The following is a 21006-nucleotide window of genomic DNA, read 5'->3' on the forward strand; positions in this document are numbered from 1 at the left end:
GGGCCGGCCGCCGAGCCGCGCAGTGACCAGACCGCGCCGTCGCCCCCGTCCTCGCCGGGGGCCGCGACGGTCAGTTCCGCGCGCCGGTCACCGGAGTGGTCGGCGAGCAGGACACGGGCGCCGAACCGGTCGCCCTTCTCCGAAGTGCCGGGGACGCCCGCGGTGTTCTGGCCGAACCACGCGGCCTGCCGGGTGGTGAGCCCCGAGGCATTGCCGCGGAGCAGGGTGACCGCGCCGGCGCCCACGTCCTCGCCGGGCGCGCCGACCAGCAGGTCGGCGTAGCCGTCCTTGTTCAGGTCGGCGCTCGCCACGGCGGTGCCGAACGCGTCGCCGGCCTCGGCGGCGCCCGGCACTTGGGCGGTGTTCTGGGTGATCACGGTGCGGGTGGCCGTCTTCAGCCCGGCGGAGCCGCCGTAGACGACCGAGACGGCACCTGCCCAGGACCGGCCGCCCACGGTGGCGTCGGGGGCGCCGACCGCGAGATCGATACGGCCGTCGCCGTTGAAGTCGTACGGGGCGGCGGCCGGGGCCGCGTGGGCGGGCCCGCTCAGCGCGAGCGGGGCGACGAGCCCGGTGAGAGCGAGGGCGAGGACGCGCGTACGCATGAAGTGTCCCTGGGAAGGCCGGAGTCGGGTGCGGATCACGGGGCGATCGCCCAGGCGAAGTCGCCCGTGCCGGCCAGGGCGACGTCGCGGGCGGCGATGAACTTGGCGGAGCCGGTGGTCAGGCCGGATGCCGAGCCCCGCAGGATCGTGACGGCGCCGTGGCCGTCCTCCCCGCCCGCCCCGGTCACCAGGTCGGCCTTGCCGTCCCGGTTGATGTCGGGCAGCCGGACCGACTGGCCGAACCGGTCCCCGGCCTCCGAGCCGCCGGGTACGCCCTTCGAGTCCTGCGTCCAGCCCTGGGCGCCCTTCGTGGTCAGGCCCGAGGCGGAGCCGAACAGGATGGTCACCGACCCGGCCCCGAGGGCCTTGCCGAGGGCCTCGCCCGGCGCGCCCACGGCGACGTCCGCGAAGCCGTCGCCGTTGATGTCACCGGTGCCGACCGAGGAGCCGAAGAGGTCGTCGGACTCGCCCGTGCCGGGTACGCCGGTGGTGTCCTGGTGGATCACGGTCGGGGTCTGCGCGGGGTCCGGGCCGGTGGGGCCGCCGTACCAGACGGTGATCTGGCCGCCCTTGTGACCGGACTTCTTGGTCCCGGTGGGGTCGGAGGCGTCACCGAGGACCACGTCGCCGTAGCCGTCGCCGTTGATGTCGGCCACCGAGCCGGCCAGGCCGTCCGCCTTCGGCAGGCGCTTCATGGCCTGCTTCGTACCGGTCCAGGTGTAGTAGATGATGTCGCCGCCCTCGTCGCCGTCGACGAGGAAGGGGTAAAAGCGCTCGGCCGCGCCGTCATGGTTGAGATCCCCCGCGAACGTCTCGGTGGTGGTGCCCAGTTCGCCGACGCCGGTGTTGGTCAGCGGGGTGCCCGAGCGGGTGAAGGGGCCCCTGTACAGCCGGGTCTGGGTCCGGCCGGTGAGGGTCAGGTCGAGCTTGTGGTCCCCGTCGAAGTCGGCGACCGCGATGCCCCGGGCGAAGTCGCTCCACTCGGGCAGGGCGGCCGGCTGGGGGACCAGGGCACCACCGGACAGGCCCGATTTGCCGCCCCACAGGATGGTCGCGCTGCCCACCTGGTCCCGGTCGCCGATGCTCTCGCCCGTGGCGCCCACGACGAGGTCGGAGTAGCCGTCGCCGTCCAGGTCGCCCGCGGCCAAGCCCGCGCCGAAGACGTCGCCCGCCTCGGCGGTGCCGGGAACCCCGGCGGAGTTCTGGGTGATCACGCTGCGCCTGGCGGCGGAGACGCCCGAGGCGGAGCCGTAGAGCACGACGACGGCACCGGCCTGCTGAGCCCTGCCGACGTCGTGGCCCTGGGCGCTCAGGGCGATGTCCAGGTACCCGTCACCGTTGAAGTCACCGGACAGCCGGGACGGCGCGGCGCCGGCGGGGGTGGCGGGCAGAGCGGTGAGCAGGCCGGTGGTCAGAGTGGCGGCCAGGAGAAGGACGCGCTTGCGCAAGGCGGGCTCCGAGCGGGAGTGGCCGGGCCCGCACTGCTGCGTGCCCGGCCGGACGAGGGACAGCCGGCCGGTCCGCGAGGGGGCCGGCGGCGATCAGGAGACCCGCGATGAAAGGTAAAGGTTGTACGTGAGTTCCGTGAACGGGCTCAGTTGCCGAAGATGCTGGTGAAGCGAGGGGTGCCCGAGGTGGAGACGCCCACGGCGGCCGCGTTGACGAAGCGGGCGCCCTTCGTGGTGATCTTCCTGCCGTCGGAGGGCAGGTAGGTGAGGGCGCCGTCGCCGCCGTCCTCGTCGGCGCCGACCAGCAGGTCGGCCCGGCCGTCGCCGGTGACGTCGTCCAGCTTGACGTCGGCGCCGAAGTGGTCGGCCTTCTCGTCGCCGCCGGGGACGCCCGTGCTGCTCTGGGCGAAGGACTGGGCGCGGGTGGTGGTGTTCACGCCGTTCGCGGAGCCGTACAGCACGGTGACCATGCCCGCCTCGGACACCGTGCCGAGGTCTTCGAACATGCTGCTGATCACGAGGTCCTGGTAGCCGTCGCCGTCGATGTCGCCGAGGTCCAGCTCGCTGCCGAAGCCGTCGCCCTTCTCGGAGCCGCCGGGGACGTTGCCGGTGTTCTGGTTGATCGCGGCGGTGCGGTTCGGCCCGGAGACCGACCCGTAGGCGATGTTGACGCGGCCGCCCGTGGAGGCGTCGGGGACCGCGGTGCCGTCCTCCAGCTTGCCGGCGTCCCACATGGCGCCGCTGACGATGTCGCCGTAGCCGTCGCCGTTGATGTCGCCGATGCCGGTGATGATGCCGGACTTGAGCTTCTTGGCGGCGGCGGTGCTGAGACCGTTCGCGGTGCCGGGCAGCCAGTAGTTGGTGTTCCACCCGTAACGGGTCTTGGTCTCGTAGCCGTCCACCACAAGGTCGGTGCGGCCGTCACCGTTGACGTCACCCGCGGTCAGGTTCATCGGGCCGAAGGGGTACGTGTCGTCGCCGGACTGGATCGGCGGGTTGAGGGTGGTGCGGCTCGCGGCGGTGCCGGTGGAGCTGAAGCCCCCCTTGTAGAGGTACAGCGTGGAGGTCGACGCGCCCACGACGAGGTCGGTGCGCCCGTCGCCGTCGTAGTCCCCGGCCGCCATGAGGTGGCCCCAGTAGTCGTGGGAGGACTGCGCCGGGTCGAGGAGTTCGGCGCTCTTGCCGGTCAGCCCGTCCTTGGAGCCCCAGAGCAGGGCGACGGCACCGGCGTTGGTGTCGCTGCCGAGCTTCTCGTGCGGGACGCCGACGGCGAGGTCGTCGAAGCCGTCGCCGTTGAAGTCGCCGTACGCCAGGGAGCTGCCGAAGGTGTCGCCGATCTCGGCGCCGCCGGGGACGCCGGGCGTGTCCTGGCTGAGGGTGGTGCGCTTGGCGCCCGAGACGCCGGTCTTCGTGCCGTACAGGACGACGACCTGGCCGGCGCCCTTGCGGCCGTTGACGTAGGCGTCGGCGGCCGAGGTGGCGAGGTCGCCGATGCCGTCGCCGTTGAAGTCGGCCTTGGCCACGGTGGTGGAGTCGGCGGCCGTGGCCGGGGCGGCGGTGAGGCTGACCAGTCCGCCGGTGAGGGCGGCCGCGGTGACCGTCGCCAGGGTGATTCTGTGGTGCGCGCGCATGGGGTTCTCCTGCGGCGTACGGGGATGCCGGGAGTGGCGTCCGCGAGTCGGTGTGGGGCCGACAGCCCGCGTAGCCCCTGGTCGTCCAGGGGGCCGCGAAGCGGTTGGCGATCATCAGACCGACAGCGGCGGGGAACGGTTGTGCGGCTTCCCGGAGAACTTCCGGGGCGGGCGGGGCCCGGCCGGTGGGGGCAGGATGGGGGCATGAGCGTAGTGAAGATCAATGTGCTGACCGTTCCCGACGAGCAGCGGGAGGTGCTGGAGAAGCGGTTCGCCTCGCGGGCGCACACCGTGGAGAGCTCGGACGGGTTCGAGTGGTTCGAGCTGCTGCGGCCCGTGGAGGGCACCGACCAGTACCTCGTCTACACCCGCTGGCGCGACGACGCGGCCTTCCAGGCGTGGATGGAGGGCCCCATGAAGGCCGCCCACCAGGGCACGGGCGGTGGTGAGGGCGAGAAGCAGCGGCCCGCCGCGGCCGGCTCCACCCTGTGGTCCTTCGAGGTCGTCCAGCAGGCGTCCCCGAAGTAACCCCCCACGTAACCCCTACGGGTACGACGGCGCCCCCCGGCCTCGTGGACCGGGGGGCGCCGTCGTGTGCGAAGCGGTGCGCTACTTGACCGGCTCGGGCTCCGGCTCGGTGGCGGGCTCGCCGTCGTCCGCGGGGTCCCCCGGGGTCTTGACGGAGTCCAGCAGGAGCTGGGCGACGTCGACGACCTGGATGGACTCCTTGGCCTTGCCGTCGTTCTTCTTGCCGTTGACCGAGTCGGTCAGCATGACGAGGCAGAACGGGCAGGCGGTGGAGACGATGTCGGGGTTGAGGGAGAGGGCCTCGTCGACGCGCTCGTTGTTGATGCGCTTGCCGATCCGCTCCTCCATCCACATCCGCGCGCCACCGGCGCCACAGCAGAAGCCGCGCTCCTTGTGGCGGTGCATCTCCTCGTTCCTGAGGCCCGGGACCTTGCCGATGATCTCGCGCGGAGGCGTGTAGATCTTGTTGTGCCGGCCCAGGTAGCAGGGGTCGTGGTACGTGATGATGCCCTCGACCGGGGTGACGGGGATCAGCTTGCCCTCGTCCACCAGGTGCTGGAGCAGCTGGGTGTGGTGGATGACCTCGTAGTCGCCGCCGAGCTGCGGGTACTCGTTGCCGAGCGTGTTGAGGCAGTGCGGGCAGGTGGCGACGATCTTCTTGGCCGACTTGGGCTTCGCCGACTCGGGGACCACCTTGCCGTCGTCGTCCATCTCCTCGCCGAAGGCGGCGTTGAGGGACATGACGTTCTCCATGCCGAGCTCCTGGAACAGGGGCTCGTTGCCGAGACGGCGGGCGGAGTCACCGGTGCACTTCTCGTCGCCGCCCATGATGGCGAACTTGACGCCCGCGATGTGCAGCAGCTCGGCGAACGCCTTGGTCGTCTTCTTGGCGCGGTCCTCCAGGGCACCGGCACAGCCGACCCAGTAGAGGTACTCGACCTCGGACAGGTCCTCGATGTCTTTGCCGACGACCGGGACCTCGAAGTCGACCTCCTTGGTCCACTCGAGGCGCTGCTTCTTGGCCAGGCCCCAGGGGTTGCCCTTCTTCTCCAGGTTCTTGAGCATCGTGCCCGCCTCGGACGGGAACGCGGACTCGATCATCACCTGGTAGCGGCGCATGTCGACGATGTGGTCGATGTGCTCGATGTCCACCGGGCACTGCTCGACACAGGCGCCGCAGGTGGTGCAGGACCACAGGACGTCGGGGTCGATGACGCCGTTCTCCTCGGCGGTGCCGATGAGCGGGCGCTCGGCCTCGGCGAGGGCCGCGGCGGGCACGTTCGCCAGCTGCTCCTCGGACGCCTTCTCGTCGCCCTCCATGGTCTTGCCGCCACCCGCGAGCAGGTAGGGCGCCTTGGCGTGGGCGTGGTCCCGCAGCGACATGATCAGCAGCTTCGGGGAGAGCGGCTTGCCGGTGTTCCACGCGGGGCACTGCGACTGGCAGCGGCCGCACTCGGTGCAGGTGGAGAAGTCCAGCAGGCCCTTCCAGGAGAACTGCTCGACCTGGGAGACGCCGAAGACGTCGTCCTCACCGGGGTCGGTGAAGTCGATCGGCTTGCCGGCGGAGGTCATCGGCTGAAGGGCGCCGAGGGCCACACCGCCGTCCGCCTCCCGCTTGAACCAGATGTTCGGGAACGCGAGGAAGCGGTGCCAGGCCACACCCATGTTGGTGTTGAGCGAGACCACGATCATCCAGATGAACGAGGTCCCGATCTTGATCATGGCGACCAGGTAGACCAGGTTCTGCAGCGTGGTGACGCTCAGCGCCTTGAAGGCGAGGACCAGCGGGTACGAGGCGAAGTAGGCCGCCTCGTAGTGGTCCACGTGGTGCAGGGCGCCCTCGAGGCCGCGCAGGGTGTAGATCGCCAGGCCGATGGTGAGGATGACGTACTCGACGAAGTACGCCTGGCCGGCCTTGGACCCGGCGAAGCGGGACTTGCGGCCCGGACGGCTGGGCAGGCTCAGCAGCCGGATGACCATGAGCACGGCGATGCCGAGCACGGTCATCACGCCGATGAACTCGATGTACAGCTCGAAGGGCAGGAAGTCGCCGATGAAGGGCAGCGTCCAGTCGGCCTTGAAGAGCTGGCCGAACGCCTGGGCCAGGGTCGGCGGCAGCGTCAGGAAGCCCACGGCCACGAACCAGTGGGCCACACCGACGATGCCCCACTTGTTCATCCGGGTGTGGCCGAGGAACTCCCGCACCAGCGTCACGCTGCGCTGGTACGGGTTGTCGGTCCGGGTACCGGCGGGGACGGGCTGGCCCAGCTTGAAGTACCGGACGAACTGTCCGATGGCCCGGGCGAGCAGCGCGACACCGACCACGGTCAGGACCAGCGACACGATGATCGCGGCGAGTTGCATGAGGGGCTCCTGAGGCGGCCTCGAAATTACTAAGCGGTAACTTATGCAGTCCGTCTGAGACTACCCCCATCCTCCCGCGCGATGCAGCTCGCCGCGGGGTGAGATGAGTCGCTGAGGGTTGCCTTCGCCGGGACGGGGGAACCCGCCCGGCCAGGCCACAGGCCGCCTTGCATATAAGCGCCATATAAGAGTTGAGCCCGGTCGGCTCATGTCTGTTGACCCAGTGCGATCGGAGTGGCACACTTGAGCCAGTCCCACTCAAGTCCTCTGGAGGAATCAACCATGGCACGTGCGGTCGGCATCGACCTGGGCACGACTAACTCCGTCGTCAGCGTTCTGGAGGGCGGCGAGCCCACCGTCATCACCAACGCCGAGGGTGCCCGGACCACGCCGTCCGTCGTCGCCTTCGCCAAGAACGGTGAGGTGCTCGTCGGCGAGGTCGCCAAGCGCCAGGCGGTCACGAACGTGGACCGGACCATCCGCTCGGTGAAGCGCCACATGGGCACCGACTGGAAGATCCAGCTCGACGGGAAGGACTTCAACCCGCAGCAGATCTCCGCGTTCATCCTGCAGAAGCTGAAGCGTGACGCCGAGTCCTACCTGGGCGAGAAGGTGACCGACGCGGTCATCACCGTCCCGGCGTACTTCAACGACTCCGAGCGTCAGGCGACCAAGGAGGCCGGTGAGATCGCGGGTCTGAACGTCCTGCGCATCGTCAACGAGCCGACCGCCGCCGCCCTCGCGTACGGCCTCGACAAGGACGACCAGACCATCCTGGTCTTCGACCTCGGTGGCGGCACCTTCGACGTGTCGCTGCTGGAGATCGGTGACGGCGTCGTCGAGGTGAAGGCCACCAACGGTGACAACCACCTCGGTGGTGACGACTGGGACCAGCGCGTCGTCGACTACCTGGTCCAGCAGTTCAAGGCCGGCCACGGCGTGGACCTCGCCAAGGACAAGATGGCCCTCCAGCGCCTCCGTGAGGCTGCCGAGAAGGCCAAGATCGAGCTGTCCTCCTCCACGGAGACCTCGATCAACCTGCCCTACATCACGGCGTCCGCCGAGGGCCCGCTGCACCTGGACGAGAAGCTCACCCGCGCCCAGTTCCAGCAGCTCACCGCCGACCTCCTGGAGCGCTGCAAGACGCCGTTCCACAACGTCATCAAGGACGCGGGCATCCAGCTCGGCGAGATCGACCACGTGGTCCTCGTCGGCGGTTCGACCCGTATGCCGGCCGTCGCCGAGCTGGTCAAGGAACTGACCGGCGGCAACGAGGCCAACAAGGGCGTCAACCCGGACGAGGTCGTCGCCATCGGCGCGGCCCTCCAGGCCGGTGTCCTCAAGGGCGAGGTCAAGGACGTCCTGCTCCTCGACGTCACCCCGCTGTCCCTCGGTATCGAGACCAAGGGCGGCATCATGACCAAGCTGATCGAGCGGAACACGACGATCCCGACCAAGCGGTCCGAGATCTTCACCACCGCCGAGGACAACCAGCCCTCCGTGCAGATCCAGGTCTACCAGGGCGAGCGCGAGATCGCGGCGTACAACAAGAAGCTCGGGATGTTCGAGCTGACCGGTCTGCCGCCGGCCCCGCGCGGTGTCCCGCAGATCGAGGTCGCCTTCGACATCGACGCCAACGGCATCATGCACGTGACCGCGAAGGACCTGGGCACGGGCAAGGAGCAGAAGATGACCGTCACCGGCGGCTCCTCGCTGCCGAAGGACGAGGTCGACCGCATGCGCCAGGAGGCGGAGAAGTACGCGGAGGAGGACCACGCCCGCCGCGAGGCCGCCGAGTCCCGCAACCAGGGCGAGCAGCTCGTCTACCAGACCGAGAAGTTCCTCAAGGACAACGAGGACAAGGTCCCGGGCGAGATCAAGACCGAGGTCGAGGAGGCTGTCGCCGAGCTGAAGGAGAAGCTCAAGGGCGAGGACAGCGCCGAGATCCGTACGGCCACCGAGAAGGTCGCGGCCGTCTCGCAGAAGCTCGGCCAGGCCATGTACGCCGACGCCCAGGGCGCCCAGGCCGCCGGCGGTCCGTCCGCCGACGCCGGTGAGGCCAAGGACGACGACGTCGTGGACGCCGAGATCGTCGACGACGAGCGCAAGGACGGTGCCGCGTGACGGAGGAGACCCCGGGCTTCGAGGAGAAGCCCGACGTCCCCTCCGGCGCGAACCCCGACGACGCCGAGCCGAAGGCCGCCTCCGATAAGGAGGCGGCCCCGGCGGGGGACGCAAGTGCGGACGCCGGTCTGGTGGCGCAGCTGGACCAGGTGCGGACGGCGCTCAGTGAGCGCACGGCCGACCTCCAGCGGCTGCAGGCCGAGTACCAGAACTACCGCCGCCGCGTCGAGCGCGACCGCGTCGCGGTCAAGGAGGTCGCCATCGCGAACCTCCTGACCGAGCTGCTGCCCGTGCTGGACGACATCGGCCGCGCACGGGAGCACGGCGAACTGCTCGGCGGCTTCAAGTCGGTCGCCGAGTCGCTGGAGACCGTGGCGGCCAAGATGGGCCTCATGCAGTTCGGCAAGGAGGGCGAGCCCTTCGACCCGACGATCCACGAAGCCCTGATGCACTCCTACGCGCCCGACGTCACCGAGACGACGTGCGTGGCCATCCTCCAGCCCGGTTACCGCATCGGTGAGCGCACCATCCGCCCCGCGCGGGTGGCGGTCGCCGAGCCGCAGCCCGGCGCGCAGACCGTCAAGGCGGAGGAGGCCGAGGAGAGCGCGGCCGACGACAAGGAGAACGGTGGCCCGGAGGAGGGCTGACGTAATCACGGAAATCATGCAGGTGCGGAAGGAGGGACGTCGGGGATGAGTACCAAGGACTTCATCGAGAAGGACTTCTACAAGGTCCTCGGCGTCCCCAAGGACGCCACCGAGGCCGAGATCAAGAAGGCGTACCGGAAGCTCGCCCGCGAGTTCCACCCGGACGCCAACAAGGGCAACACCCGCGCCGAGGAGCGCTTCAAGGAGATCTCCGAGGCGAACGACGTCCTCGGCGACCCCAAGAAGCGCAAGGAGTACGACGACGCGCGGGCCCTCTTCGGCAACGGCGGTTTCCGGCCGGGGCCGGGCGCGGGCGGCGGTCAGTTCAACTTCGACCTCGGCGACCTCTTCGGGGGCGCCGGCGGTGCGGGCGGCGCGCAGAGCGGCAGCTTCGGCGGCGGCCTGGGCGACGTCTTCGGCGGCCTGTTCAACCGGGGCGGCGCGGGTACCACCCGTACCCAGCCGCGCCGGGGCCAGGACGTCGACACCGAGGTGACGCTCAGCTTCACCGAGGCGATCGAGGGCGCGACCGTACCGCTCAGGATGACCTCCCAGGCGCCCTGCAAGGCGTGTTCGGGCACCGGCGACAAGAACGGCACGCCGCGTGTGTGCCCGACCTGCGTCGGCACCGGGCAGGTCGCGCGGGGCTCGGGCGGCGGCTTCTCGCTCACCGACCCGTGCCCCGACTGCAAGGGCCGCGGCCTGATCGCCGAGCACCCCTGCACCGAGTGCAGCGGCAGCGGCCGGGCCAAGTCCTCGCGCACCATGCAGGTCCGCATCCCGGCGGGTGTCACCGACGGGCAGCGCATCCGGCTGCGCGGCAAGGGCGCGCCCGGCGAGCGCGGCGGTCCGGCGGGCGATCTGTACGTCACCGTCCACGTGGGCGAGCACAAGGTGTTCGGCCGCAAGGGCGACAACCTCACCGTCACCGTCCCGGTCACCTTCACCGAGGCGGCCCTCGGCGGCGAGGTGCGGGTGCCCACCCTCGGCGGGTCCCCGGTCACCCTCAAGCTGCCGCCCGGCACGCCCAACGGCCGCACCATGCGGGCGCGGGGCAAGGGCGCGGCGCGCAAGGACGGCAGCCACGGCGATCTGCTGATCACCGTGGAGGTGAGTGTCCCGAAGGACCTCTCGGGGAAGGCTCGTGACGCGCTGGAGGCGTATCGCGAGGCGACCGCGGACGAGGACCCGCGGGCGGAGCTGTTCGAGGCCGCGAAGGGAGAATGAGCCCGATGGACACACCAGGTCGTCGGCGCAACCCGTACGAGCTGACCGAGGAGACCCCGGTCTACGTCATCTCGGTCGCCGCACAGCTCTCCGGACTCCATCCGCAGACGCTCCGGCAGTACGACCGCCTCGGTCTGGTCTCCCCGGACCGCACGGCGGGGCGCGGGCGGCGCTATTCGGCCCGTGACATCGAACTGCTCCGCCAGGTGCAGCAGTTGTCGCAGGACGAGGGCATCAACCTGGCCGGTATCAAGCGCATCATCGAACTGGAGAACCACGTCGCGGCTCTCCAGTCCCGCGTGGCGGAGCTGGAGTCGGCGCTGGACGGCGCTGCGGCGACGATGCGTCAGCGCGAGGCCGCCGTGCACGCCTCCTACCGGCGTGACCTGGTCCCGTACCAGGAGGTCCAGCAGACCAGCGCGCTGGTGGTGTGGCGGCCCAAGCGGCAGCCGTCCGCGGACTGAGGTATCCGGGCATCTTCGAAGGGGCCGGGAGGCACAAGCCTCCCGGCCCCTTCGCTCGTTCAGGAAGCAGGCGTTCACAGCGTGGCTGACTTCATTCGCCTGTGTGTACGTAACACGCGGTTCGCGCGGGGAGGTTGTGAAGGGCGTTTACAGCGGGTTGCGCAAGGTTCCGCCAGGTCTTCACCGGCTGAACGCAGCGTGGTGTTGCCATCTCGTTAAGTTGTTTTGCTTGACGCCACAGGTCGCCTCCAAGTTGTCTTTTCAGACACCCGGGTCGCACGCAGCACCCCGTCGAAACGCACCTGAAGTGAGCCCTCGAATGCGTCGTATCGCCATGTCCGTGGCCGTCTCCGCGATGGTCCTCCCGCTCGCCGGCTGCGGCGTCCTGAACGCGGCGGGAGACGACGCGAGCGCCAGCCCGACCATGGGCGACCAGGTCACCGTCGGCCTGCTGCTGCCGGAGAAGGCGAACACCCGCTACGACAAGTTCGACTACCCCATCATCAAGAGCAAGGTGGCCGAACTGACCCACAAGAAGGGCCAGGTCAAGTACGCCAACGCCGACGCGGACGCCGGTCAGCAGGCCGAGCAGATGCAGCGGATGATCGACGAGAAGGTCAACGTCATCCTGCTGGACGCCGTCGACGCGCACGCGATCGCGCCGACCGTGAAGAAGGCCAAGGACGCGGGCATCCCGGTCATCGCCTACGACCGGCTGGCCGAGGGCCCGATCCAGGCGTACATCTCCTTCGACAACGAGCTGGTCGGCGAGGTGCAGGGCCGTTCCCTGCTGGAGCGGCTGGGTTCGGGCGCCGGGCTCTCCGACAAGATCGTGATGATGAACGGCTCGCCCACCGACCCCAACGCCAAGCAGTTCAAGGAGGGCGCGCTCTCCGAGCTGAGCGGCAAGGTGACGATCGCGGACAGCTTCGACACCAAGGAGTGGAAGCCGGAGAACGCCGAGGCCAACATGACCGAGGCGATAGGCCGGATCGGCAAGGACAACATCGCCGCCGTCTACGCCGCCAACGACGGCATGGCCGGCGGCGTCATCAAGGCCCTGAAGAACGCCGGCGTCACCAACCTGCCCCCGATCACCGGCCAGGACGCGGAACTGGACGCCGTGCAGCGCATCCTGGCGGGCCAGCAGTACATGAGCGTCTACAAGTCCTACCCGGACGAGGCCGAGGCCGCGGCCCAGATGGCCGTCGCCAAGGTGCAGGGCAAGGACATCCAGTTCGACGCCCTCACCCAGGACCGCATCGACAGCCCCACCGACAAGCAGATCCCGGCCAAGCTGGTCCAGGTGACCGCGCTGACCAAGAGCAAGATCAAGGAGACGGTCGTCGAGGACGGCATCTACACCGTCGACCAGATCTGCACCACCCCCTACAAGTCGGCCTGCGCCGCCGTGGGCCTGCGCTGACGCGCCGGTACGCGGCCGGGGAGCGACCCGGAGACAGCTGAGGGAGGCGGCCCCGGTGACGGCGGGGCCGCCTCCCTTTTCGTGTGCCGTCCGCCCCCCGGCGATCCGGGCATACCGGTGTTTCGCGGTGCGCGCGGCAGGAGGAGCCGTGTTGCGGAGGCGGGCGGCGCCGCGCATAGTTGCGCTGCGAAGTGGCGGCGACCGGGGGTGGAATGGGCGATGGCCGGGCACGCGACCGAGGAGCATCCCCACGGTGCCGACCGGCTGTGCGGGCAGGGGGACCGCCTGTACTCCCGTGCCGTGCGCCGGGGCCGGGTGCCCCGCGCGGACGCCGAGCCGGTGCCCTGCCTGCTGGAGCTGGCCCTGCTGCACCCCGACCCCGACGACATGGACTGGCTGGTCCCCACCTCCCCGCAGGAGGTGATGACCCGGCTGCTGCGCGGGGTCTACGACGAGGTCACCGAGAGCCGGCGCCGGATGGGCTCGGCGGTCGCCGCGTTCGACTGGTACGCCGGGCTCGGCCGTCAACTGCCCGCCCTCGGCGCACCGGGTGAAGGCTCCGCGATCCGGGTGCTGGACGGGCTCACCCGTATCCAGGCCGCGATGGACGAGGCGACCGAGCGGTGCGCGACCGAGGTGCTCACCGTGCAGCCCGGCGGCATCCGGCGCGAGGCCGAGCTGACCGAGGGGCTGCACCGGGCACTCGAACTGCGCGGCCGGGGCGTCCGGATGCGCGATCTGTACACCCATGTCGCCCGGCACGGGCAGGGGTTGCTCAACTACCTGGAGCTGATGGGCGACGCGGTGGAGGCCCGCACGCTGGACGAGGTCATCGACCGGCTCATCCTCTTCGACCGCACGGTGGCCTTCATCCCCGCCAACACCGACCGCACGATGGCGTTGGAACTGCGCCACCCGGCGCTGGTGGAATACCTGGTGACGGTCTTCGAGCGGCTGTGGCGGCTGGCGATCCCGCTCACCGCCCCGCTGCCCGACACCGGCATCGAGGGCATCTCGCACCGCGAACGCGCCATCGCCGCGCTGCTCGCGGAGGGCCACCAGGACGCGGTGATCGCCGAGCGGCTCGGCATCAGCGTGCGCACCTGCCGCGCGCACATCGCCCGGCTCTCGGAGACCCTGGGCGCGACCAGCCGTACCCAACTCGGCGTCCGGATCGCCCAGGTGGGGCTGGACGGTCCCTCGCACGGACCCGCGCCCGCGCCCGCCGAGGGCGTGCACGCCCCCTGAACTAGCCCGCCTCGTTGAGCATCCCGGAGCGGGCGATCAGATAGCCGAGCTGGGCCCGGCTGCCGCTGCCCAGCGCGGTGGCCAGCTTGGCGATGTGGGCGCGGCAGGTGCGGACGTTCATCCCGAGGCGCCGAGCGATGGCCTCGTCGACATGCCCCTCCACCAGCAGCTTGGCGATGGAGTGCTGGATGTCGGTGATGCCGTCCGGGGCGGTCTCGTAGGGCGTGCCGGCGCTCAGCGGGACCGCGCGGCTCCACATGAACTCGAAGACCTTGACCAGGTAGCGCACCAGGCCGGGGTGGCGCAGCTCCAGGGCGACCTGGCGGTCGTCGCGGACCGGGATGAAGGCCACCGTCTCGTCGCAGATGATCAGCCGCTCGACCAGTTCGTCGATGGTGCGGTACTCGGCCTTGCCGTCGGTGAAGCGGTCCACGTAGGCGAGGCGGTCGGCGCTGTAGCGGGCGGTGTGCTGGTACAGGGTGCGGATGCGCACCCCGCGCTCGATCAGCGGGCGGTCGCGGTCCAGTGCCTCCAGGAGGCGGTTCTCGGGGCTGCGGCGGCCGCCGGGCTGCACCGTGAGCACCTCGGTGCGGCACTGGCCGGTGGCGAGGTCCAGGGCCGCGTTGATGCGGTCCAGGCCCTCCAGGACGGTGATGGCGTGCGTCGGGGCGTCCTCGCGGGCGCTCAGCGTCATGAAGGGTTCGAAGATCTCGGACAGCACGATGGACCGGCGCCGCCGCTCGGCGATCTCCCGCTCGATCGGGGTCAGCCGCTGGGCCAGCGCGACGGCCGGCGCCACCGGCCGCAGCCAGCCGGGATCGTCGGGGTCGGGGTGGAGCAGGGCGAACTCCATCAGGCACGGAGCCGCCTCGGCGTCCGCGCGCGGGATGCGGCCGGTGCGCAGCGCGCTCGCGTAGAGGCGGCTTCCTTCCGCGCACATCTCTGTCACCGCGTGGGGATGTGTCGCCTCTGTCCCGTTTGTTGCCAAATCTCCACCCCCCAGGGTCCTGAACATGCAGGAACATGATGCACCGATCGTGTGGCGATGATGTGCCTGAATGAGCCATCGTCTAACTCGACGGGGGAAGAGGGGACTTTCAAGTGAGGACGAAGCCGACCATGCGTAACAGAATGCTTCGCTCGGCGCTTGTTGCCGCTCTCTCCGCCGTTGCGGCCGTCGGAACACTGGCGGGCCTCTCCGGTGCGACGAGCGCGCACTCGCCGGGTGACGGGGGGGCCGTGCGAGCGGCGGGCGTTCAGGACACCCGGTGGGACACCACGCCGGCCGACACCAGGTGGGACACCACACCCGCGGACACGAGGTGGGACGTCGCCCCGCTCGACACGCGGTGGGACTGATCACCATGACCACGCCTCCCGACGACCGCTCCTTCCGTCGTGAGATGGCCACCGCCTACCGCTCCGGCTGGCACTTCATCGACCTGGTCACCGCCATCCCCCACAGCGGCGACTCGTTGATGGTGACGGTGTTCGGCGAGCCGGTGGTGGTCACCCGTGACGAGGACGAGGACGTACGGGCGTACCGCTGTCTGCGCAAGCCACGCGGCGCGCCGCAGCCGGTGCGGTGTGCCGTCCGGTACGGCATGATCTTCGTCAATCTGGACCAGCGGGACCACCGTCTCGCGGAGCCCGAGGTCGCCGACCTCAGGACCACAACTGCCACCCCCCGCAGTGCCTGACGCGATTCCCCCGTCGTAAAAGATCGCCTCAGGTACTTCCCCCCGCAGCGGCGTCACCGTGACCTGAACACGGTGACGCCGCTGCAGTTTCTGCGCATATTTCGGGGTTTCGGCACTCCGGCCACGTGGCCGGAATTCTTCAGCCGCGTCCGAGCGCGCGTTCCACCCGGATCTCCAGGGCGACCCGCAGCGGGTTCTCCCGGGGCTCGCGGCCGTACCGCTCGGTGAAGCGCCGTTCCGCCTCCGCGACCGCCTCGCGGTCCTCGCGCACCCGCGCCCGCCCCTCCAGCGTGGCCCAGCGCCGGCCGTCCACCTGGCACACCGCCACCCGCGCGCCCTCCTCCCCGGCCGCCCGCACCAGCGCCGCCTTGGTGCTGGTGCCGCTGGTGATGACGCGGGCGATGCCGGCCGCGGGGTCCCAGGTCACGCACACCGGCACCACGTGCGGGCTGCCGTCCGGGCGCAGGGTGGTGAGCGTGCTCAGGTGCCGCTCCCGCCAGAAGGCGACGTACGACTCGTCCGGTGCGTCCAGGTCCACGGAGTATGAGGGCATGGCTGAAACCTAGCCAACCTGAAGTTCCCGGCGCTTAATTGAGCGCACCCGACTCAAGTTTGTGTACACTGATTAAGTCATCAGTGGAGCAGTGGCGGAAGGGGAGAACACGCACGTGGACGCCGAGCTGACCAACAGGAGCCGGGACGCGATCAACGCCGCAAGCCAGCGGGCCGTGACGGAGGGGCACCCCGACCTGACGCCCGCGCACCTGTTGCTGGCGCTGCTCGCGGGCCAGGACAACGAGAACATCACCGACCTGCTCGCCGCCGTCGGCGCCGACCCGGCGGCCGTGCGCGCCGGGGCCGAGCGCGCGCTCGCCACGCTGCCCAGCGTGACCGGCTCCACCGTCGCGCCCCCGCAGCCCAGCCGGGAGCTGCTCGCCGTCCTCGCGGACGCCGACGAGCGCGCCGGGGACCTCGGGGACGACTACCTCTCCACCGAACACCTGCTGACCGGTCTCGCCGCGAAGGGCGGCGCCGCCGGGGACGTGCTCCGGGAGCAGGGAGCCACCGCCAAGAAGCTGCAAGACGCCTTTCAGAAGGCCAGAGGAGGACGCCGCGTGACCACCGCCGACCCCGAGGGTCAGTACAAGGCCCTGGAGAAGTTCGGCACCGACTTCACCGCCGCCGCCCGCGAGGGCCGCCTCGACCCGGTCATCGGCCGGGACCAGGAGATCCGCCGGGTCGTGCAGGTGCTGAGCCGCCGCACCAAGAACAACCCCGTCCTCATCGGTGAGCCGGGCGTCGGCAAGACCGCCGTGGTCGAGGGGCTGGCCCAGCGCATCGTCAAGGGCGACGTGCCGGAGTCCCTGAAGGACAAGCGGCTGGTCGCGCTGGACCTCGGCGCGATGGTCGCGGGCGCCAAGTACCGCGGTGAGTTCGAGGAGCGGCTCAAGGCCGTGCTCTCGGAGATCAAGGACTCCGACGGGCAGGTCATCACCTTCATCGACGAGCTGCACACCGTCGTCGGCGCGGGCGCCGGGGGCGACTCCGCGATGGACGCGGGCAACATGCTCAAGCCGATGCTGGCCCGCGGCGAGCTGCGCATGGTCGGCGCGACCACGCTGGACGAGTACCGCGAGCGGATCGAGAAGGACCCGGCGCTGGAGCGGCGCTTCCAGCAGGTGCTGGTGGCCGAGCCGAGTGTCGAGGACACCATCGCGATCCTGCGCGGTCTGAAGGGGCGGTACGAGGCGCACCACAAGGTGCAGATCGCGGACAGCGCGCTGGTGGCCGCCGCGACCCTCTCCGACCGGTACATCACCTCCCGCTTCCTGCCCGACAAGGCGATCGACCTCGTGGACGAGGCCGCGTCCCGGCTGCGCATGGAGATCGACTCCTCCCCGGTGGAGATCGACGAGCTCCAGCGCGGGGTCGACCGGCTGCGGATGGAGGAGCTGGCGATCGGCAAGGAGACCGACCCGGCCTCCCGCGAGCGCCTGGAGCGGCTGCGCCGCGACCTCGCCGACAAGGAGGAGGAGCTGCGCGGGCTCACCGCCCGCTGGGAGAAGGAGAAGCAGTCCCTCAACCGCGTCGGTGAGCTGAAGGAGCGCCTGGACGACCTGCGCGGCCAGGCCGAACGCGCCCAGCGCGACGGCGACTTCGACACCGCCTCCAAGCTGCTGTACGGGCAGATCCCCGAGCTGGAGAAGGAGCTGGAGGCCGCCTCGCAGGCCGAGGAGGAGGCCGCGCGGGACACCATGGTCAAGGAGGAGGTCGGCTCCGACGACATCGCGGACGTCGTCGCCGCCTGGACCGGCATCCCGGCCGGCCGCCTGCTGGAGGGCGAGACGCAGAAACTGCTGCGCATGGAGGACGAGCTGGGCAAGCGGCTCATCGGCCAGAGCGAGGCCGTGCAGGCCGTCTCCGACGCGGTGCGCCGCTCGCGCGCCGGGGTCGCGGACCCGGACCGGCCCACCGGTTCCTTCCTGTTCCTCGGCCCGACCGGCGTCGGCAAGACGGAACTGGCCAAGGCGCTCGCGGACTTCCTCTTCGACGACGAGCGGGCGATGATCCGCATCGACATGTCGGAGTACGGCGAGAAGCACAGCGTCGCCCGCCTGGTCGGCGCGCCTCCCGGCTACGTGGGCTACGAGGAGGGCGGCCAGCTCACCGAGGCCGTGCGGCGGCGCCCGTACAGCGTGGTGCTGCTGGACGAGGTGGAGAAGGCGCACCCCGAGGTCTTCGACATCCTGCTCCAGGTGCTGGACGACGGCCGCCTGACGGACGGTCAGGGCCGTACGGTCGACTTCCGCAACACCATCCTGGTGCTCACCTCCAACCTGGGCAGCCAGTACCTGGTCGACCCGGCGCTGGACGAGGCGGAGAAGCGGCAGCGGGTGCTGGACACGGTGCGGGCCTCGTTCAAGCCGGAGTTCCTGAACCGGCTGGACGACCTGGTGGTGTTCTCCGCGCTCAGCGAGGCGGAGCTGGCCCGGATCGCCCGCCTCCAGATCGACCGGCTCGGCCGCCGGCTGGCGGAGCGGCGCCTCACCCTCGACGTCACGCCCGGGGCGCTGGCCTGGCTCGCGGAGGAGGGCAACGACCCGGCGTACGGCGCGCGCCCGCTGCGCCGCCTGGTCCAGACGGCCATCGGCGACCGGCTCGCCAAGGAGATCCTCTCCGGCGAGATCAAGGACGGCGACACGGTCCGCGTGGACCGCGCCGAGGAGGGCCTGAAGGTGGCTCCGGCCACGGAGAAGTCCCTGTAAAACAGGGCCCGCGCGTTTGCCCCGGGGGCTCGGGTGTCACTCGTCGAAGCGACGCGTGACACCCGCACGAGGGCCGCGTGTCCGCCCGTGGCTGACAGGCCGCGCCGGGGCTTGCCACGGACCTCCCCCTCTGGGGGAGGATGGCGGAATTCCGTACGAAGGAGAACCACGGTGAGCATCGACCCGTCCTCGATTCCGAACTTCGGGGGCCAGCCCGAGCAGCAGCCGCAGGGACCGGCGGGCCCCGTCCTCCCGGATCAGGACCTCGTGAAGCAGCTCCTGGACCAGATGGAGCTGAAGTACGTCGTGGACGAGGAGGGCGACCTCGCGGCGCCCTGGGAGCAGTTCCGTACGTACTTCATGTTCCGCGGCGAGGACGAGCAGGCCGTCTTCTCGGTGCGGACCTTCTACGACCGTCCGCACCAGATCGAGGAGAAGACGCGGCTGCTGGAGTCCGTCGACGACTGGAACCGGCGCACCCTGTGGCCCAAGGTCTACACCCACACCCACGACGACGGCACGGTCCGCCTCATCGGCGAGGCCCAGATGCTGATCGGCACGGGCGTCGACCTCAACCACTTCGTCTCCTCCGTCGTGAGCTGGGTCCGCGCGGCCATCGAGTTCGACAAGTGGCTCGCCGAACAGCTCGGCCTCGAGCAGGAGATCGACGACGCTGAGGACTCGGGCGGGGACGTGGAGTAATCCACCCACCCCTGACCCGCACACGGCCGAGGGCCGGGGCGCATCTCGCTGCCCCGGCCCTCGGCCGTTCCGTTCTCACGCCATGCGGCGCAGGCGGTCCGTGGCCTCCTGGAGGATCTCCGGCTTCTTGCAGAACGCGAAGCGTACGAACGGGGAGCCGGCCTCGCGGTCGTCGTAGAAGACGGCGTTGGGGATGGCCACTACGCCGGCGCGTTCGGGGAGGGCGCGGCAGAAGGCGAAGCCGTCCTTTTCGCCGAGGGGGCGGATGTCGGTGGTGATGAAGTAGGTGCCGGCGGGGCGGAAGACACCGAAGCCCGCCTCGGCGAGGCCCGTGGCGAGGATGTCGCGGCGGGCCAGCATGTCGCGGCGGAAGCCGTCGAAGTAGGAGTCGGGGAGGGCCAGGGCCTCGGCGACGGCGTACTGGAAGGGGCCCGCGGAGACGTAGGTGAGATACTGCTTCGCCGAGCGGACCGCGCTGACCAGGGCGGGAGCCGCCGTCACCCAGCCGACCTTCCAACCCGTGAACGAAAAGGTCTTGCCGGCCGAGCCGATCGTCACCGTGCGGTCGCGCATGCCGGGGAAGCTCGCCAGCGGCAGGTGCTCGGCGTCGTCGAAGACCAGGTGCTCGTACACCTCGTCCGTCACCACCAGCAGGTCCCGCTCGACCGCCAGCCCGGCGATCGCGGCCAGCTCCTCGCGGGTGAGGACCGTGCCGGTCGGATTGTGCGGGGTGTTGATCAGCAGCAGCCGGGTGCGGTCGGTGACGGCCGCGCGCAGCTCGTCCAGGTCCAGCCGGAAGCGGTCCTCGGCCGGGCGCAGCGTCACCGGTACGCGCCGCCCGCCGGCCATGGCGATGCTCGCCGCGTACGAGTCGTAGTACGGCTCCAGCGCCACCACCTCGTCACCCGGCTCCACCAGCGCGAGCAGGGTCGCCGCGATGGCCTCCGTGGCGCCCGCCGTGACCAGCACCTCGGTGTCGGGGTCGTACGCGAGGCCGTACTGGCGCTGCTGGTGCGCGGTGATCGCGTGCCGCAGCTCCGGCACGCCCGGACCCGGCGGGTACTGGTTCCCCCGCCCATCCCGCAGCGCCCGCACCGCCGCCTCCCTGATCTCCTCGGGGCCGTCCGTGTCGGGGAAACCCTGCCCGAGGTTGATCGCGCCGGTGGCCGTGGCCAGCGCGGACATCTCGGCGAAGATGGTCGTCCCGAACTCGGCGAGCCGGCGGTTGAGGTACGGGCGTGCGGTGGAGGTCATGCCGGCCATCCTCCGCCCAAGCTCTGGAGTTCCTCAACTCGGCTTTGGGGTTCTTCGGGGGCGGGCATCTCCCGGTCACCGCGCGGTGCGCGGTGACGGACGGGGCGCCCACGGGGGGTCGCTTCGGGGGAACGGAAGGAGGGGGGACGCCATGGTCTTCGGCATCATCCTCATCGTGGTGATCCTGGCCGGTGTGGCCGCGGCGCGGTCGCGGCGGCGGCGTACGTGGGGGGTTTCCGCCGGGAATGGGCGGTCGTTGCGGGGCGGCGGGTCGCGGTCGTCGGGGTCCTCGTCCTCGGGGCCGGGGGCGTACGACGGCGGGTCCAGCTGGTGGGTCTGGGGCGGGGACTCCGGGTCCTCTTCCGGCGGTGG

General features: G+C 70.6%; 17 protein-coding genes and 1 pseudogene. 10 read left to right on the top strand and 8 right to left on the bottom strand.

Translation table 11 applies throughout. The features are described from left to right. The 3 genes from GT030_RS16460 to GT030_RS16470 form a co-directional block, all read right to left on the bottom strand. Window positions 1–605 (bottom strand): FG-GAP and VCBS repeat-containing protein (locus GT030_RS16460; RefSeq protein ID WP_202460169.1); only part of this gene is annotated, 605 nt, incomplete at its 3' end. 35 nt (window positions 606–640) lie between these two features. Beyond that, entirely contained in the window at window positions 641–2053 is a 1413-nt protein-coding gene (locus GT030_RS16465) for an FG-GAP-like repeat-containing protein (protein ID WP_161201744.1), read from the bottom strand. A 146-nt stretch (window positions 2054–2199) separates the two neighbouring features. Beyond that, window positions 2200–3684, bottom strand: coding sequence for an FG-GAP and VCBS repeat-containing protein (locus GT030_RS16470; protein WP_161201745.1), 1485 nt, complete (start codon window positions 3682–3684; stop codon window positions 2200–2202). Between the two features lie 204 nt (window positions 3685–3888). On the opposite strand from GT030_RS16470, the gene GT030_RS16475 reads away from it, so the two are divergent. Next, window positions 3889–4212 carry an antibiotic biosynthesis monooxygenase gene (locus tag GT030_RS16475; RefSeq protein ID WP_130338073.1) on the top strand — a complete coding sequence of 108 codons (324 nt, stop codon included), beginning with the start codon at window positions 3889–3891 and terminating at the stop codon, window positions 4210–4212. A gap of 81 nt (window positions 4213–4293) precedes the next feature. Here GT030_RS16475 and GT030_RS16480 read toward each other — a convergent pair whose 3' ends face one another. Continuing rightward, window positions 4294–6576, bottom strand: a complete 2283-nt coding sequence (locus tag GT030_RS16480; RefSeq protein WP_161201746.1) for a 4Fe-4S dicluster domain-containing protein — start codon at window positions 6574–6576, stop codon at window positions 4294–4296. Window positions 6577–6858: 282 nt separating this feature from the next. Between GT030_RS16480 and dnaK the strand changes: the two genes are divergently transcribed. From dnaK to GT030_RS16510, 6 genes are all read left to right on the top strand, one after another. Further along, window positions 6859–8700: a molecular chaperone DnaK gene (gene dnaK, locus GT030_RS16485; RefSeq protein WP_086692773.1), complete on the top strand. Its 1842-nt coding sequence runs from the start codon at window positions 6859–6861 to the stop codon at window positions 8698–8700. After that, window positions 8697–9347 carry a nucleotide exchange factor GrpE gene (grpE, locus tag GT030_RS16490; RefSeq protein ID WP_161201747.1) on the top strand — a complete coding sequence of 217 codons (651 nt, stop codon included), beginning with the start codon at window positions 8697–8699 and terminating at the stop codon, window positions 9345–9347. The genes dnaK and grpE overlap by 4 nt, the downstream gene beginning before the upstream one ends. A 45-nt stretch (window positions 9348–9392) precedes the next feature. Beyond that, on the top strand, window positions 9393–10574 hold the full coding sequence (gene dnaJ, locus GT030_RS16495; RefSeq protein WP_161201748.1) for a molecular chaperone DnaJ: 1182 nt from the start codon (window positions 9393–9395) through the stop codon (window positions 10572–10574). 5 nt (window positions 10575–10579) lie between these two features. Then, window positions 10580–11038: a helix-turn-helix domain-containing protein gene (locus GT030_RS16500; protein WP_086692767.1), complete on the top strand. Its 459-nt coding sequence runs from the start codon at window positions 10580–10582 to the stop codon at window positions 11036–11038. 319 nt (window positions 11039–11357) lie between these two features. After that, window positions 11358–12464, top strand: a complete 1107-nt coding sequence (locus tag GT030_RS16505) for a substrate-binding domain-containing protein (protein ID WP_161201749.1) — start codon at window positions 11358–11360, stop codon at window positions 12462–12464. A gap of 219 nt (window positions 12465–12683) precedes the next feature. After that, the gene (locus GT030_RS16510; protein ID WP_161201750.1) at window positions 12684–13712 is read left to right on the top strand and encodes a helix-turn-helix transcriptional regulator; all 1029 of its coding nucleotides are present in this window, start codon (window positions 12684–12686) and stop codon (window positions 13710–13712) included. A 1-nt stretch (window position 13713) separates the two neighbouring features. On the opposite strand, the gene GT030_RS16515 is transcribed toward GT030_RS16510, so the two are convergent. Beyond that, window positions 13714–14727, bottom strand: a complete 1014-nt coding sequence (locus GT030_RS16515; protein WP_161201751.1) for a helix-turn-helix transcriptional regulator — start codon at window positions 14725–14727, stop codon at window positions 13714–13716. A gap of 349 nt (window positions 14728–15076) precedes the next feature. Between GT030_RS16515 and GT030_RS16520 the strand changes: the two genes are divergently transcribed. After that, window positions 15077–15412 carry a hypothetical protein gene (locus tag GT030_RS16520; RefSeq protein ID WP_030816552.1) on the top strand — a complete coding sequence of 112 codons (336 nt, stop codon included), beginning with the start codon at window positions 15077–15079 and terminating at the stop codon, window positions 15410–15412. A gap of 139 nt (window positions 15413–15551) precedes the next feature. On the opposite strand, the gene GT030_RS16525 is transcribed toward GT030_RS16520, so the two are convergent. Then, complete coding sequence (locus tag GT030_RS16525) at window positions 15552–15965, bottom strand: TIGR03618 family F420-dependent PPOX class oxidoreductase (RefSeq protein WP_161201752.1); 414 nt, start codon at window positions 15963–15965, stop codon at window positions 15552–15554. Between the two features lie 115 nt (window positions 15966–16080). Between GT030_RS16525 and clpB the strand changes: the two genes are divergently transcribed. Further along, window positions 16081–18678, top strand: a complete 2598-nt coding sequence (gene clpB, locus GT030_RS16530; RefSeq protein WP_161201754.1) for an ATP-dependent chaperone ClpB — start codon at window positions 16081–16083, stop codon at window positions 18676–18678. Window positions 18679–18849: 171 nt separating this feature from the next. Further along, window positions 18850–19380, top strand: coding sequence for a YbjN domain-containing protein (locus tag GT030_RS16535; RefSeq protein WP_030816547.1), 531 nt, complete (start codon window positions 18850–18852; stop codon window positions 19378–19380). Between the two features lie 75 nt (window positions 19381–19455). On the opposite strand, the gene GT030_RS16540 is transcribed toward GT030_RS16535, so the two are convergent. Then, the gene (locus GT030_RS16540; RefSeq protein ID WP_161201753.1) at window positions 19456–20643 is read right to left on the bottom strand and encodes a pyridoxal phosphate-dependent aminotransferase; all 1188 of its coding nucleotides are present in this window, start codon (window positions 20641–20643) and stop codon (window positions 19456–19458) included. Between the two features lie 66 nt (window positions 20644–20709). After that, window positions 20710–21006, bottom strand: a pseudogene (locus tag GT030_RS36495) (hypothetical protein); the annotation flags it as partial.

It is taken from the genome of Streptomyces sp. SID1328, from assembly GCF_009865595.1.
GTDB classification, from domain to species: Bacteria; Actinomycetota; Actinomycetes; order Streptomycetales; family Streptomycetaceae; genus Streptomyces; species Streptomyces griseoluteus.